The sequence below is a fragment of the Pseudomonas sp. LARHCG127 genome (assembly GCF_052871455.1).
Genome location: NZ_JBIXJT010000004.1, coordinates 261,294 through 275,573, shown reverse-complemented (window position 1 = coordinate 275,573; position 14,280 = coordinate 261,294). Strand labels below are relative to the sequence as shown.

Annotated in this window: 17 protein-coding genes; all 17 read left to right on the top strand. The window is 61.3% G+C overall.

The window, feature by feature from the left end; all coding sequences use genetic code 11:
• Positions 1–96: 96 nt before the first annotated feature.
• Complete coding sequence (locus ACIPQ1_RS09490; RefSeq protein ID WP_446534006.1) at positions 97–1,671, top strand: phage tail protein; 1,575 nt, start codon at positions 97–99, stop codon at positions 1,669–1,671.
• Positions 1,658–2,896: a DNA circularization protein gene (locus ACIPQ1_RS09485; RefSeq protein WP_446534005.1), complete on the top strand. Its 1,239-nt coding sequence runs from the start codon at positions 1,658–1,660 to the stop codon at positions 2,894–2,896. Before ACIPQ1_RS09490 ends, ACIPQ1_RS09485 begins: the two co-directional genes overlap by 14 nt.
• Before the next feature lie 3 nt (positions 2,897–2,899).
• Positions 2,900–3,940, top strand: a complete 1,041-nt coding sequence (locus tag ACIPQ1_RS09480; protein WP_446534004.1) for a phage baseplate assembly protein — start codon at positions 2,900–2,902, stop codon at positions 3,938–3,940.
• Positions 3,941–4,100: 160 nt separating this feature from the next.
• Complete coding sequence (locus tag ACIPQ1_RS09475; RefSeq protein WP_411386636.1) at positions 4,101–4,610, top strand: phage baseplate assembly protein V; 510 nt, start codon at positions 4,101–4,103, stop codon at positions 4,608–4,610.
• The gene (locus tag ACIPQ1_RS09470; RefSeq protein WP_079303617.1) at positions 4,610–5,008 is read left to right on the top strand and encodes a phage GP46 family protein; all 399 of its coding nucleotides are present in this window, start codon (positions 4,610–4,612) and stop codon (positions 5,006–5,008) included. The genes ACIPQ1_RS09475 and ACIPQ1_RS09470 overlap by 1 nt, the downstream gene beginning before the upstream one ends.
• Complete coding sequence (locus tag ACIPQ1_RS09465; RefSeq protein WP_411386637.1) at positions 4,998–6,038, top strand: baseplate J/gp47 family protein; 1,041 nt, start codon at positions 4,998–5,000, stop codon at positions 6,036–6,038. The genes ACIPQ1_RS09470 and ACIPQ1_RS09465 overlap by 11 nt, the downstream gene beginning before the upstream one ends.
• Entirely contained in the window at positions 6,026–6,625 is a 600-nt protein-coding gene (locus ACIPQ1_RS09460) for a YmfQ family protein (protein WP_446534003.1), read from the top strand. The genes ACIPQ1_RS09465 and ACIPQ1_RS09460 overlap by 13 nt, the downstream gene beginning before the upstream one ends.
• A gap of 11 nt (positions 6,626–6,636) precedes the next feature.
• Entirely contained in the window at positions 6,637–7,800 is a 1,164-nt protein-coding gene (locus tag ACIPQ1_RS09455) for a phage tail protein (protein WP_411386639.1), read from the top strand.
• Positions 7,797–8,306: a phage tail protein gene (locus ACIPQ1_RS09450; protein ID WP_411386640.1), complete on the top strand. Its 510-nt coding sequence runs from the start codon at positions 7,797–7,799 to the stop codon at positions 8,304–8,306. The genes ACIPQ1_RS09455 and ACIPQ1_RS09450 overlap by 4 nt, the downstream gene beginning before the upstream one ends.
• A 28-nt stretch (positions 8,307–8,334) precedes the next feature.
• Positions 8,335–9,429, top strand: coding sequence for a phage tail protein (locus ACIPQ1_RS09445; RefSeq protein ID WP_446534002.1), 1,095 nt, complete (start codon positions 8,335–8,337; stop codon positions 9,427–9,429).
• Between the two features lie 7 nt (positions 9,430–9,436).
• Entirely contained in the window at positions 9,437–9,997 is a 561-nt protein-coding gene (locus ACIPQ1_RS09440) for a tail fiber assembly protein (protein WP_446534001.1), read from the top strand.
• A gap of 117 nt (positions 9,998–10,114) precedes the next feature.
• Positions 10,115–11,011, top strand: coding sequence for a gp53-like domain-containing protein (locus ACIPQ1_RS09435; RefSeq protein WP_446534000.1), 897 nt, complete (start codon positions 10,115–10,117; stop codon positions 11,009–11,011).
• Positions 11,012–11,458 carry a phage tail assembly chaperone gene (locus ACIPQ1_RS09430; RefSeq protein WP_411386644.1) on the top strand — a complete coding sequence of 149 codons (447 nt, stop codon included), beginning with the start codon at positions 11,012–11,014 and terminating at the stop codon, positions 11,456–11,458. It begins immediately after the preceding gene.
• A gap of 24 nt (positions 11,459–11,482) precedes the next feature.
• A complete protein-coding gene (locus ACIPQ1_RS09425; RefSeq protein WP_446533999.1) occupies positions 11,483–12,046 on the top strand; it encodes a glycoside hydrolase family 19 protein in 564 nt (187 codons plus the stop codon).
• On the top strand, positions 12,028–12,564 hold the full coding sequence (locus tag ACIPQ1_RS09420) for a lysis system i-spanin subunit Rz (protein WP_446533998.1): 537 nt from the start codon (positions 12,028–12,030) through the stop codon (positions 12,562–12,564). Before ACIPQ1_RS09425 ends, ACIPQ1_RS09420 begins: the two co-directional genes overlap by 19 nt.
• 71 nt (positions 12,565–12,635) lie before the next feature.
• The gene (locus ACIPQ1_RS09415) at positions 12,636–13,136 is read left to right on the top strand and encodes a CinA family protein (RefSeq protein WP_411386646.1); all 501 of its coding nucleotides are present in this window, start codon (positions 12,636–12,638) and stop codon (positions 13,134–13,136) included.
• 83 nt (positions 13,137–13,219) lie between these two features.
• Positions 13,220–14,272 (top strand): recombinase RecA, encoded by a 1,053-nt coding sequence (gene recA, locus ACIPQ1_RS09410; protein WP_014336835.1) that lies wholly within the window; start codon positions 13,220–13,222, stop codon positions 14,270–14,272.
• Positions 14,273–14,280 lie beyond the last annotated feature (8 nt).

Sequence of the window (14,280 nt, the reverse complement as noted above, 5' to 3'; positions counted from 1 at the left end):
GGTTGACCCCGAACAGATGATGGCCAGGCCACTGGACGTGCTCCGTGAATCCTTGGAGCACGCGCAACGGATCAATGCGATGCAGCAGGTGCAGTGATGGCAGACACAGAAAAGGTAGAGAAAAAAGCAGTGCTGCTGACGGGCATTGACGAGCTGTCACCCAAGCTCGCGAGCCTTCGTGCGAAGGTCGCCAGTTTCAAGCAGAACCTTGATGCCACGGGTTTGGGCAGCCTGGATATTTCCGGCCTGCTGCCCAGCGGCGGCCTGGCCCAGCCGTTCATGGACGGGCTCAAGTCGGCGCTGGCCTTCAAGGGGGAAGTCGGTGCGGTGAACGCGGCGGCCAGCGCCCTGCAGGCGCCGGACGCGCCTCGTGTGGCGGCACAGAGCCTGGATGGATTGAAGACTTCCATCAGCAACGTGTCGGTGCAATTCGGTTCGGCGCTGGGGCCTGCGGTCAACGCGGTGGCGGTCAGTTTGCAACCCATGGTCAGCAGCGTGGCCCAGGTGCTGCAGGACAATCCGCAACTGGTGCAGGGCCTGGCAACGGGCGTCGTGGCGTTCAACGCGATCCAGACCGCGGTCAGCGGTGCGAGCCAGGCCATGGAAGTGGTCAACCTGGCCATGAAGATGAACCCCATCGGCTTGATTGCCATGGGCATCGCCCTGGCGGCAGGGATGATCATTGCCCACTGGACGCCGATTTCGGCGTTCTTTGCCGGGCTCTGGCAACGACTCGCGCCGATCGTGCTGCCCATGGTCGAGTTCTTCAAGACGATGTTCGCCTTCACCCCGATGGGGTTGGTGATCAGCAACTGGGGACCGATCAGCAGCTTTTTCGGCGCGCTCTGGAATGTGCTGGTGGCGGCGGCAACGCCCGTCATCGGTTTCATGCAGACGCTGTTCGCCTGGTCACCCTTGGGTTTGATCGTTGCCAATTGGGCGCCCCTGACCGGCTTGTTCGCGGCGATCTGGGACCTGCTCAAGGCCTTGACCGTGCCGGTGATGGACGCCCTCAAAGGACTGTTCGATTGGACGCCGCTGGGGCTGATCATGGCCAACTGGGGCACGATCGGCGAGGTCTTCGCCGGGATCTGGGAAGGCATCCGCAACCAGGTGTCGATCATGCTGGCGGTGTTCAGCGGCCTGTTCGACTGGTCGCCCATCGAAGGCCTGACCCGACAATGGGGGCCGGTGGGCGAGTGGTTCAGCCAGTGGTGGAACGAGTTGCAGGCGGTGATCGCGCCGATCAAGGCGTTTTTCAATGGCGGCTTCGGCGAGATGATCACCTCGTTCACCGGTAAGGTCGAAGGACTGACCGAGGCGCAGCGCGCCACCAATGCCGAAGGCAAGGGTGAGCTGGCGCCGGCGTTTTTTGGTGGGGCCGGCGAACAGCCAGCGGGCCTGTCATCCAGCCTGGCGCCATCGTCCGCCACCGTGCCAGCGAAAACCTCGCTGGCGCCGGGAGCTTTGCCGAAAACCTCCAGCGCCCTGGTGCAACAAAGCGCCGCCAACAACCGCACGCAACTCGAAGGCGGCCTGACCGTACGCTTCGAAAACGCGCCGGCCGGGCTGCGCGCCGATCCGCCCCAGACCAATCAGCCGGCCCTGGCGGTGAGTTCGCGCATCGGCTACCGCTCACTTTCCGCAGGAGGTTCCAATGAGCTGGCGTGATCGTTTGTTGCCGGCGTCGTTTCGTGGCGTCGGGTTCTGGGTCGATCAGGCGAAAACCCCGGTCGGCCACAAGGGTCAATTGCATGAATATCCGCAGCGCGACCAGCCGTTTTTCGAAGGGCTCGGCCAGCAGGCGAAGATTCATGAGTTGACCGCGTTCATCGTCGGCCCCGATTGCCTGGAGCAGCGTGACAAGTTGCTCAAGGCGTTGGAGCAGGGCAGTGGTGAACTGGTGCACCCGTGGCTGGGACGCCTGCAAGTCAAGGTCGGCGAATGCGACATGACCCAGACTCGCCAGGACGGCGGGCTGGTGACGTTTGCCCTGAAGTTCTACCCCGACCAGCCGCTGCAGTTCCCCTCGGCCACGATCAACAGCCAGAAACTGCTGCTGGTCTCGGCCGATAGCTTCCTCGGATCGGCGGTGCGACGCTTCGAAGACGCCATGCGCTTGATCAAGGCTGCGCGAATCGGCATCGCGGACCTGCGCAACAGTCTCAAGGATATCTACGGCGTGATCGAACAAGCGCTCAAGCCGTTGATCGAGACTTATCGGCAACTCAGCGATCTGGTCAAGGCGGTGAAAGCATTGCCCAAGGAAGTGGTCGCCGAATTCAAGGGGTTGCTGGGCGACATCCGCGAGCTGAAGGACTTTGCCCGTGACGGCTATCGCGGCGTGATTGCCGGCGTGTCGCAACAGGTGGAGGCCATTCGCAAGGCCGATGCTCCGAAACTCACCACCGGCAAGGACACCATGGCGGCGGCTCAGGCCGTGGCCGATCTGGTGCAGGACACGTTGCTGGTGCAGGCCGCGCAATGGATTGCGGCCATGCCGGTGGCGGCGCCTGCGGTCAAGTTGGGCGCCACGCCGTCGGTGGCGCAACAGGCCGTGCAACCGGTCCAGCGCCGGGATGTGCCGGTGGCCGACGATGTGCTGGCCCTGCGCGACGCGCTGAACGATGCGATCTGGCAGGCCTCCCTCAAGGCTGATCCGGAGCACTATCAGGCGATGAACAACCTGCGTCAGCACATGGCCGCGCACCTGACGGCGGTGGCGTCTTCGGGCGTAAGGCTGATCAACCTGTCGTTCAAGCAAAGCCTGCCGGCACTGGTGGTCGCGTACCAGCAATTCGCCGATGCCACCCGGGTGACCGAAGTGACCCAGCGTAATGGCGTCGCCCATCCGGGTTCCCTGCCGCCCAACGACCTGAAAGTCTCGGGGGAGTAAGCCATGGCCGAACTCGACAACGCTGTTTCGCTGACCGTCGGCGGGCTGGATTACGGCGGCTGGAAAAGCGTGGAAATCAGTGCGGACCTGGAGCGCCAGTTTCGCACCTTCAAACTCGACATCACCTGGCAATGGCCGGGGCAGACCCAAGCGGTGCCGATTCGTCCGGGGGATGAATGCCAGGTGCGCATTGGTACCGACCTGGTCCTCAGCGGCTATGTGTTCAAGGCGCCTGTCAGCTATGACGGCCGGCAGATCAGCCTGAGCATCGAGGGCGGCTCCAAGACCCAGGACCTGGTGGACTGCGCGGCCATCAATCGCCCGAGCCAATGGCGTGGGCAAACGCTGCTGAGCATCGTCCAGGCCCTGGCGGCGCAATATGGCGTGGGGGTGGTCAGTGAAATCCCCGAAACGGCGCGGTTGAGCGAACACAGCATCGTACCGGGGGAAACGGTCTTTCAATCCATCGACCGTTTGCTGACGTTGTTCCGCGTGTTTTCCACCGACGATGCCCAAGGCCGCGTGCTGTTGGCCAAGCCCGGCAGCGGCGGGCGGGCCAGCGATGTGTTGGAGTTGGGCAAGAACATTTTGTCGGGCAACGCACCGATGGACTACAGCCAGGTGTTCTCCGAATACCGGGTCATCGGCCAGCACAAGGGCAATGACCAGCAGAGCGGGGCGGCGGTGAGCGAAGTCTGCGGCACCGCCACCGATTTGAGCTTCAAGCGCAGGCGGGTGACGGTGATCAGCGAGAGCACGCAGTTGACCTTCGAACTGGCCCAGCAACGGGCCGATTGGGAAAGCGCCATTCGCAGCGGCAGGGCCCTGACCACCACCTATCGCGTGCAGGGCTGGCGCCAGGCCAATGGCGACTTGTGGCGGCATAACACGCTGGTGCGGGTGATCGATCCTGTGCTGGGGTTCGACGGTGACATGCTGATTTCCAAAGTGACGTACTCGCTGTCGGCACAAGGCTCCGTCACCACCCTGCAAGTCGCGCCGCCGCACACCTTCGACGCCAACCCGGTGCCGCCCAAAACCTGAGCCCCACGCTGCTGCTGCCACCACCGATCCCCTGTGGGAGCGAGCCTGCTCGCGAAAGCGGTGGGCCAGCTTGCATCAATGTTGGAGGTGCCGCCGTCTTCGCGAGCAGGCTCGCTCCCACAGGTGTCTGCAGCTAAATCCGATTCTGAAGGAAAACCCAATGAGCCTACTGACCCGCCTCCTGGCGCGCGGCACTGTCGTGCTCGCCAACTCGGCCACCAAGTTGCAATCGCTGCAAATGCGCCTCACCGCCGGCGAAGTGAACGACGACATGGAGCACTTCGAACCCTACGGTTTCACCAGCAACCCCCTGGCCGGCGCCGAAGGCATCGCCACGTTCCTGGGCGGCGACCGCTCCCATGCCGTGGTCCTGGTGGTCGCCGATCGCCGCTTCCGCCTCCAGGCCTTGGCCCCGGGCGAAGTGGCGCTCTACACCGACGAAGGCGACAAGCTCCACTTCAAGCGCGGCCGTGTCATCGACATCCAGACAGCCACCCTGAATATCCGCGCCAGCAGCGCGGTGAACATCGACAGCCCGGTCATCAACCACACCGGCAAGATTGTCTCCCAGGGCGACCAGATCGCCGGCGGTGTCAGCCAGATCAAACACGTGCACGTCGGCGTACAGGCCGGCAACGGTCAGACCGGCGCTCCGGCGGGAGGCCAATGATGTTCATCAGCCAGAACCTGCACGCCGCGCTGACCCGTTCGGTGCTGATCAGCCTCTTCACCTGGCGTCGTGCCGCCGACGACGATGCCGTCGATGACGAGGAACGTTTCGGCTGGTGGGGCGATACCTTTCCCACTGTGGCCGACGACCGCATTGGCTCGCGGCTGTGGCTGTTGCGCCGGGTCAAGTTGACTCGCCAGACCCAGCTCGACGCCGAATTCTATGCCCGCGAAGCCTTGCAATGGCTGATCGACGACGGCCATTGCAAGGCCATCGACATCATCAGCGAACGCCTCGACGCCCAGCGCCTGAACCTGCGCACGGTCCTGACCCTGGCTGACGGCGAGCGCCTGGACATCAACCCCGATAACAGTTGGCAGGTGACCTATGCCGTTTGAAACCCCTTCGCTGCCGGTGCTGATCAAACGCGCCCAAAGCGACCTGGCCAGCGATTCGCTGCGCCAGTCCGATGCCCAAGTGCTGGCCCGCACCCTCGGCGGCGCCGCCTATGGCCTGTATGGCTACCTGGATTGGATCGCCGAGCAAATCCTGCCGGACAAGGCCGATGAATCCACCCTGGAGCGCATCGCCGCCTTGCGCCTGAACCAGGCGCGTAAGGCCGCCCAGGCGGCGAGCGGCAGTGTCAGCTTCACCGCCACGGCTGGCGCCGTGCTGGATGTCGACACGCTGCTGCAATCGACCGATGGGCGTACTTATAAAGTGATCACCGCCGGCACCACCAGCAATGGCTTGAACACCGCCACCGTCGCAGCACTGGAGGCCGGTAGCCTGGGCAACGCGGAGACCGGCCTGGTGCTGACACCGGTGCAGCCGCTGCTGGGCATTGGCAATCGTTTCACCGTGCTGGCGCCAGGGTTGACCGGCGGTGTCGCCCGGGAAAGCCTTGAATCCCTGCGAGCCAGGGTGATCCGTTCCTATCGCGTCATTCCTCACGGCGGTTCGGCCCAGGACTATGAAACCTGGGCCCTGGAAATTCCGGGCATCACCCGCGCGTGGTGTCGGGGCAGCTACCTGGGACCCGGCACTGTCGGCCTGTTCGTGATGCGCGACGACGATCCGCAGCCGATCCCCAACGCCGAGCAATTGGAAGAAGTGCAAGCCTATATCGAGCCCTTGCGTCCGGTGACCGCCGAGCTGCATGTGCTGGCGCCAACGCAAGTGCCGGTGAGCTACAAGCTGCGCATCACCCCGGACACCAGCGCCGTGCGGGCGGCCATCGAGGCGCAACTGCGCGATTTGCATAACCGCGAAGCCGGCCTCGGCGAAACGCTGTTGCTGAGTCATATCGCCGAAGCCATCAGCAGCGCCGCCGGCGAAACCGACCATAAGCTCAGCGCGCCGGTCGCCGACGTGGCCGCCGCCAGCAATCAGTTGCTGACGTTCGGAGGCTGCACATGGCTGGAATAAGAACCGCCGAACAGTACCAGGCCCAACTGCGCAGCCTGCTGCCCAGCGGGCCGGCGTGGGATCCGGAGCGTGTGCCGGAACTGGAGGAAGTGTTGCAAGGCATCGCCCAGGAACTGGCTCGCCTCGACGCCCGTGCCGCCGACTTGCTCAATGAGATGGACCCGGCAGGGGTGAGTGAACTGGTGCCGGATTGGGAGCGGGTGATGAACCTGCCGGATCCGTGCCTTGGGGCTACGCCGCTGTATGACGATCGTCGCTTGGCGGTGCGCCGTCGCTTGCTGGCGGTCGGCAGCCAGGCCATCGCTTATTACGTGGAAATCGCCAAGAGCCAGGGTTACCCCAACGCCACCATCACCGAACTCAAGGCGCCGCGCATGGGCCGCGCACGGTTCGGCGAGGCGCATTTCGGAACCTGGCAGGCGCAATTCATGTGGACCCTCAACACGGGCGGCCGCCTGCTATTGGGCCGCCGCTTTGGCGCCAGCTATTGGGGCGAGCGTTTTGGGGTTAACCCAGGCTCGGCCTTGGAATGCCTGATCCACCGCAGTGCGCCGGCGCATACCAAGGTCCACATCAATTATGACTAGGGAGTAAACGGATGGATTATCCGAAGAGTGTGCCCAGCGCCGGGTTGGTGAATGGGAAGTTCGTTGATGAAAACCCATTGACCGGGACGCCGGGGTCGTTGATTCCGGCCGCTTGGGGAAATGGGGTGACGCAGGAGATCGTGAATGTCATCAAGGCGGGGGATCTGACGCCGGATGAAACCCAGAACGATCAATTGCTCGAGGCGATTCAGTCGGTCACGGCCAAGGGCTGGAACCAGGACCTCGCGCTTCCGATCGCCGCGTTGCCGCTGCCAACGATTGCGACCGCGGACGCCCGCCTGGCAGTCACGCCAATGGCACTGTCCACCAGCGGCGGCCGTGTTTCGATTCCGGCGGGTGTGTACATCTGCATCGGACAAGAGGTGGTAAGTGGGCGGTTGGCTCGATCACGCACTTACGTGACGTCGGCGTGGAGCAGTGCCGATTTGTTGCCCAGCGCCAGTTACTTTCTACGAGCGCAAGTCATAGGCGGTGCGCTGACGTTCTACCTGCAGCGTGGAAGCTTGTATGACCTCGCGCCGGAGTCCTTGAAGGGGACTGTCAACGGCGCGTCCGGCGGCGGGTTTGCGTCCACGCCCCTGGACATGTGCCTGGCCTGGGTGATGACCGGGGCGCCGGGCTCCTTGCCGACGATTCGTACGATCTACAACCGTGCCCAATTGACCTGGACTCAAACGGTGAATGGCACGGGGGTGGTTTATCTGCCGCTGGATCCCCATGCGCGTGCGGCGCGGCTTGTGGCGGGCAATCCCACCCCCTCTCCGAGTGCCGTGACTTCGTTGGCCTTCGTTCAGGCCGGGTGGGTTGGAGGCAATTACAGCTACCTGTCACCTGTCGCGGCGACGCCCGGCAACAACGCCGCCGGTTGGACAAACCCCGCAAGTCCGTCCATGTGCGTGCTGTTCTCCAGTAACGTAGTCAATGATGTGAGCGTTTCCACGGTCACGGCCAGTTTTGACCATACCCAGTTGCGTTCGCTTTGGCAGTCGTACCAGGCCGAGCACACATTGGGCGTTACCAATGCCGATAGCGACGAATTGCTATTGAGCATGGGGATCAAGGGGCACCAGGCCCTGACGGATTACAGCGTGGGCATCGGCGTCAATTTTACCAACGCAATAAACGTTCATTTGTCCTGGGAGCTGATCCGATGAAAGTCATTCAAGAGTTGCACCAGTACGAAGACGGACTTCGCCCGCCTGCACCTTCCGCGGCGCATATCTGGGTGGACGATACCTGGGTGCTTACCGAAGAGAATGCTGCCGAGCAGTTGCGCCAGGAAGCCGAACGCCTGTGTGCCAAGGTCGATGCCGCTGCCGACAGCGCGCGTCGCACGTTGGCCGGTGATCCCTTGCGTGCCTTGGAATATCAACAAGCCGCCCTGGAGGCGCAGGCTTTCAAGGACCAGGGCTACCCGAAAAAAGCGGTGCCGTTGTCGGTTTCCGCTTGGGTCGTCAAAGGCCGCACCGCCAGGCAGGCAGCGGATCAGATTCTCGCCAAGGCTACTGAATTCGACGCGAACCTGGTGGCGCTTCGCGAGCTGCGCCTCAAGGCCAAGGCACAGATCCGCGCATACATCGCCAAAGGCAAGGCGGATCTCGCCGCCCAAGTCGCTGATGACGTGCTCGCGACCCTCCGAGCGCTACCTCTTCAGGCTTGAGCCCGGTCTCATAGAGAGAAAATAAAACATGGATTATCCAAAAAGTGTTCCCAGCGTTGGGCTGGTGAACGGTCGGTTTGTGGATGAAAACCCCGTTGAGGGCTCGCCAGGATCCTTGATCCCCGCTATGTGGGGTAACAGCGTCACACAAGAAATCCTGGGGGTGATTGCGGGCGCCGATATGGCGCCATCCGAAGCGGACACCAACCAGCTTTTCAAAGCTGTTCAGAAAATTATCGGTACTACCACCCCTACACGCTCAGTGGTTACACGGCTGACCCTGTCGAAAGCGCTGACAGCAAATGAACTTGGCCTCGTATTGATTGATGCCAACGCTGGCGTCACCTCGATCGGACTGCCCCCGGCCAACGTTGCCCTGGGTGTTCGAGACGTCATCATTCGACGCCTGGACAACAGTGGCAATCGTCTGGTGGTCCAGGCGGCCGGCACTGATCGAATCAAGTTCCACACCCATCTTTCGGCTGTCGGTTATCCGTTCCTGGTATTGATGGGCAGTGGTGACTGGTGGCATTTGCGCAGTGATGGGGCAGGGAGCTGGTGGCCCATGGGGCGGTTTGACAACACGCCTTTGGGACGCCCGTTTTTTGAAACGACTATCCAATTGAGCCCGGGAGGTTACGGTGCGCTAAATGGCACCGTCATGAAGCGTGCTGAATGGCCTTGGCTTTGGGATCACGCCCAGCAGTCTGGAATGCTCGGCACAGAGGCCGCTCGGGAAGGTAATGAAGGCAAATGGAGTTCTGGTGATGGCGCGGTCACTTTCCGTGCGCCAGAGGGACGAGGTGAGTTCCTGCGAATTCTGGATGAAGGGCGTTCTGTTGACGCCGGACGGGCGATGGGGACCTTTCAACCCGGCACTGTCCATTCTCATGCACTAGGAGCTCAAGGAGCGGGTGCGGTTGGATCAAGGTGGTCCGATAGCCTTACCGGATTTGGTGCCAATACTCGCGAAGAAATCAAAATCATCGGGGACTTGGTTAATGGCGGTCCCACTTTTCCGGCCGGGACCACTTACCAGATGGATCCGGCCAATACGCTGCTCTACTCGTTCCGGTCCCGCCCGCGCAACGTCGCCTATCCCGCGCGTATAAAACTAATCTGAGGTGTCTGTGTTTTATTATCTATTCGATAAAGCCGGCGCATTGTCCGGACCCGTGGAGTTTTCCGTAACGCCGGGTGTTGGCGTTCAGACCCCCAGCAATGCCGTTGAAATTTCTTTTGAGCTACCGTCACCTGAAAGTGGCCGTACGTGGGCGCTGGTCAATAATATTCCGCGAGAGGTGGTTGATCAGCGCGGTTTGGTTTATCGCAAGGAAGATGGCGGCCAGCAGATCTGGAGCGAACTGGGAGAATTGCCGGCGGCATTCACAGTTGAACCCTGGCCGGGTAACTATCACATCTGGAAAGACAACACCTGGCAGTTCGACGCTGAGTCACAGTTGAGCGAGCTCAAGGCCCAGGTACTGGCTCAGCGTGATGCTCTTCTTCGCGATGCGGTTCTGCGCATAGCTCCGCTTCAATACGCCGAAGACATCGGCGACGCCAGCGACCAGGAACAACTGGCGCTGATGGAATGGAAGCTCTACAGCGTTGAATTGAATCGAGTTCAGCATCAGGTTGGTTTTCCAAGTGATATCAACTGGCCGGTCATGCCTGAGCCTGCCGCTTAAGCTCCTCCACAGTAGCCTATTTTTAAAAACTCAATTTCCCATGCCGCTGCTGAATGAATCAACAGGCGAGACTTCATATCGCCTTCGTTTCGCCGCTGGCCAATCTGGAGAGAAAAGTTGGATTATCCAAAAAGTATACCCAGTGCGGGTTTGTCGAATGGCAGGTTCGTGGATGAGGATCCGCAGGCGGGTACGCCGGGCTCCTTGATTCCCGCCAGTTGGGGCAATGGCGTGACGCAGGAGTTGCTGAGTGTCATTCAAGCCGCAGGACTGACACCGTCGGAACAACTGGATAATCAGTTGTTGACGGCCTTGCGTAGCAGCGGATTATTCACCACGGCTCCGCAATTTGATAACGACAGATCCGTGGCCACCACGGAGTTTGTAAAACGCAGCGGTGTTCAATACTCCGGCTTTTCCGCGTACGCCGTCAGTACGGCGCTGACACCCGCCCATGTTGGCGGAGCCGTCAGTTTTGCCAGCACGACGGCAATCAACGTCACGTTGCCCAATACAGTGGGAATCATCCATGGAGCGACGCTGACACTGATCAACGTTGGGGCCGTCGTGAACGTATCGACAGCCTCGTCTGCGGATACGCTGGGACCTTCATCCTCAACGCTTGGGCCAATCGAACTGGGCCGTGGTGAAACGGCGGAATTCGTCAAGTTGGATAATCAATGGCGATTGATAGGTGGCACCGTTCTTCTGAAATATACCTCGTTGTTTTCAGGCCAGTTGGGCAATCCGGGTTACCAAAAGTACGCGAGCGGAAACATCGATCAGTGGGGCTACGGTACAACTGACGCCAATGGAGAAGTGTTCGTTACGTTCCCGATATCATTCCCCAATGCTTTTGTTTCGGTCGTTGCGAACCATGTAGGTGGTGATGGCGCCATGGTGATTATGGTCAGTGGAACCGCCACCCGCCAAGGCGTGCGTCTGAAAGTCCGAGACTATTCTGGACACTTCAGTGCGGGATGGGGCGTTACCTATTTTGCGAAGGGTTATTGAATGAATGAATTCACTTTGTTGTTCAGTCCAAGCACTTGCGGAGCGTATGTTCCAGGTATCAATGTTTCTGATATTCCCGACGATGTCATCGAGATTCCTCGGGCTTACTGGCTATCGCTACTCCAGCAACTCGCCATCTCGCCCAAGCGTGTTTCGGCCAACCCCGACAACGGTTATCCCATTCTCGTTGACCCACCCGCGTTGACATCGGCCCTGGCTTCAGAAAACGAATACACCTGGCGCAACGCCCGGCTCACAGCGACCGACCGCCTCATCGCGAGAGATCGCGACGAAATGGATGACGGCGGTGGTACGACGCTGGACCAGACGCAGTACACACAGCTCCAGGCTTACCGTCGGGCGCTGAGGGACTGGCCGCAGGATGAGCATTTTCCAGCCGCGGAGTATCGTCCGGTTGCGCCATCCTGGCTGGCCGGACATCTTTGATCATGCACTGGCGATGACCTGAACATGGACCTTACGCAACAGCAACTCATCAACATCATGCCCAACGCCCGCGCCCAAGCGGGCGTTTTTATTTCCGCGCTGAACACCGCCATGTCGCGCCATCGTATCGACACACCCAAACGAATGGCCGCGTTCCTGGCCCAGGTCGGTCATGAGTCGGGACAATTGCGTTATGTGCGCGAGCTAGGCAGCGAGCAGTACCTTGGAAAATACGATACCGGAACCCTGGCCGTTCGCCTGGGCAACTCGCCCCAGGCTGATGGTGACGGTCAAAAGTATCGCGGCCGAGGGCTGATCCAGATTACCGGCCACGACAACTATCTGCGTTGCAGCCTCGGCCTGTTCGGCGACGAACGCCTGCTGGCCTTGCCTGAGCTTCTCGAACGGCCGCAATGGGCCGCCGAATCCGCCGCCTGGTTCTGGGAGCAGAACGGCTTGAACGAATTGGCCGACCGCGATCAGTTCAACACAATCATTCGCCGTATCAACGGCGGTTTGAACGGCCTGGAGGACCGCCTGCAATTGTGGGCGCGGGCGAAGGAGGTGTTGTGCCAACCTTCGACCTGATGCCTTTTTCATCCCGTGCCCTGGGCGTTGTCGTGTTGCTCGCGCTGCTGGCCGGCGGTTCGGCGCTGCTTGCGTGGCGGTTTCAGGACTGGCGTTACGGTCAGCAACTGGCCCGACTCGCACAGGCCCAGGCCGAAACGCTGAATCAAATCACCCAGGCGGCGGCGATACAGCAAAAGGCCGAGCAGGACAAGCGCCTGGCCCTGGAGCTACAACTCGCTGCCAGCGAACAAACCCATTACCGAGCCTTGAGCGATGCCCAACGTGACCAGGATCGCCTGCGCGATCGCCTTGCTACTGCCGATGTCCGGCTGTCAGTCCTCCTCGACGCCGACGAGGTTGCCGCCGGTTGTGCAGTGCCTGCCGCCGCCCGCGCCAGCGGCGTGGATCATGGCGCCCCACGCGCCCGACTTGACCCGGCGCATGCTCAACGAATTATCGCCATCACCGACGCCGGTGACCGCGGATTGATCGCGTTGCAGGCTTGCCAGGCCTACATCAGGGCCCTGGGTCAGTAGTCTGGCGAGCCTTGCAAGCTTCGACTGCTCGTGTACGGTAGGCCCCAATTGCGTGGAATCAGGAGAGCACCGTGGACGACATTACCGAACTGGCCGCGGAACTGGGCAGGCGCCTGCAGCGGCTCAATGCCCATGTGACCACAGCCGAGTCCTGTACGGGCGGGGGGATTGCCGAGGCCATCACGCGGATCCCCGGGAGTTCGGCCTGGTTCGAGGCCGGTTATGTCACCTATTCCAATCGTCAGAAGAGCCAGCAGTTGGATGTGCCCGCCGGGTTGTTCGAAAAGGTGGGGGCGGTCAGCCGCGAGGTGGTCGAGGCCATGGCGCTAGGTGCCCAGCGCAAAAGCCTGGCGCGATTTGCCGTGGCGGTCAGCGGCGTGGCCGGGCCGGACGGGGGCTCGCCGAGCAAACCGGTGGGTACCGTGTGGATCGCCTGGAGGGTCGGCGAGACGGTGTACAGCGAGCAGAAATTCTTCCCAGGCAGTCGCGACGAGGTCCGCCGACAAACGGTGAAGGCCGCGCTAGACGGGCTGTTACAACATGCCGCCGTAGAAATCTCAAATCAGGGGTAGGCGATCCCGGATCGCTGTGGAATAATACTGGCTACTTATACAGGTGTTGGCCGCCAGGCCTTATTGATTACGTGAGGACTTTAATGGACGACAACAAGAAGAAAGCCTTGGCTGCGGCCTTGGGTCAGATCGAACGTCAATTCGGCAAGGGTGCCGTAATGCGTATGGGCGATCAGGACCGTCAGGCTATTCCTTCCATCTCCACCGGCTCCCTGGGCCTGGACATTGCGCTAGGCATTGGCGGTCTGCCAAAAGGCCGGATCGTTGAAATCTACGGTCCTGAATCGTCCGGTAAAACCACACTGACCTTGTCCGTGATCGCCCAGGCCCAAAAAGCCGGCGCGACCTGCGCCTTCGTCGATGCCGAACACGCCCTGGACCCGGAGTACGCCGGCAAACTGGGTGTCAACGTCGACGACCTGCTGGTTTCCCAGCCGGACACCGGCGAGCAAGCCCTGGAAATCACCGACATGCTGGTGCGTTCCAATGCGGTTGACGTGATCATCGTCGACTCCGTGGCTGCACTGGTGCCAAAGGCTGAAATCGAAGGTGAAATGGGCGACATGCACGTGGGCCTCCAGGCTCGCCTGATGTCCCAGGCCCTGCGTAAAATCACCGGTAACATCAAGAACGCCAACTGCCTGGTGATCTTCATCAACCAGATCCGTATGAAGATCGGCGTGATGTTCGGCAGCCCGGAAACCACCACCGGTGGTAACGCACTGAAGTTCTACGCCTCGGTTCGCCTCGACATCCGCCGTACCGGCGCGGTGAAAGAAGGTGACGAAGTGGTCGGCAGCGAAACCCGCGTCAAGGTCGTGAAGAACAAGGTGGCTTCGCCGTTCCGCCAGGCCGAGTTCCAGATTCTTTACGGCAAGGGCATCTACCTCAATGGCGAGATGATCGACCTGGGTGTGTTGCACGGTTTCGTCGAGAAGTCGGGCGCCTGGTACGCCTACAACGGCACCAAGATCGGTCAGGGCAAGGCCAACTCGGCCAAGTTCCTGGCGGATAACCCGGAAGTTGCCGCGGCCCTCGAGAAGCAGCTGCGTGACAAGCTGTTGAGCCCGGTGGCAGACGTCAAGTCCGTGGCTAATCGCGAGCCCGTTGACGACCTGGCTGATGCCGACATCTGATTGATCCG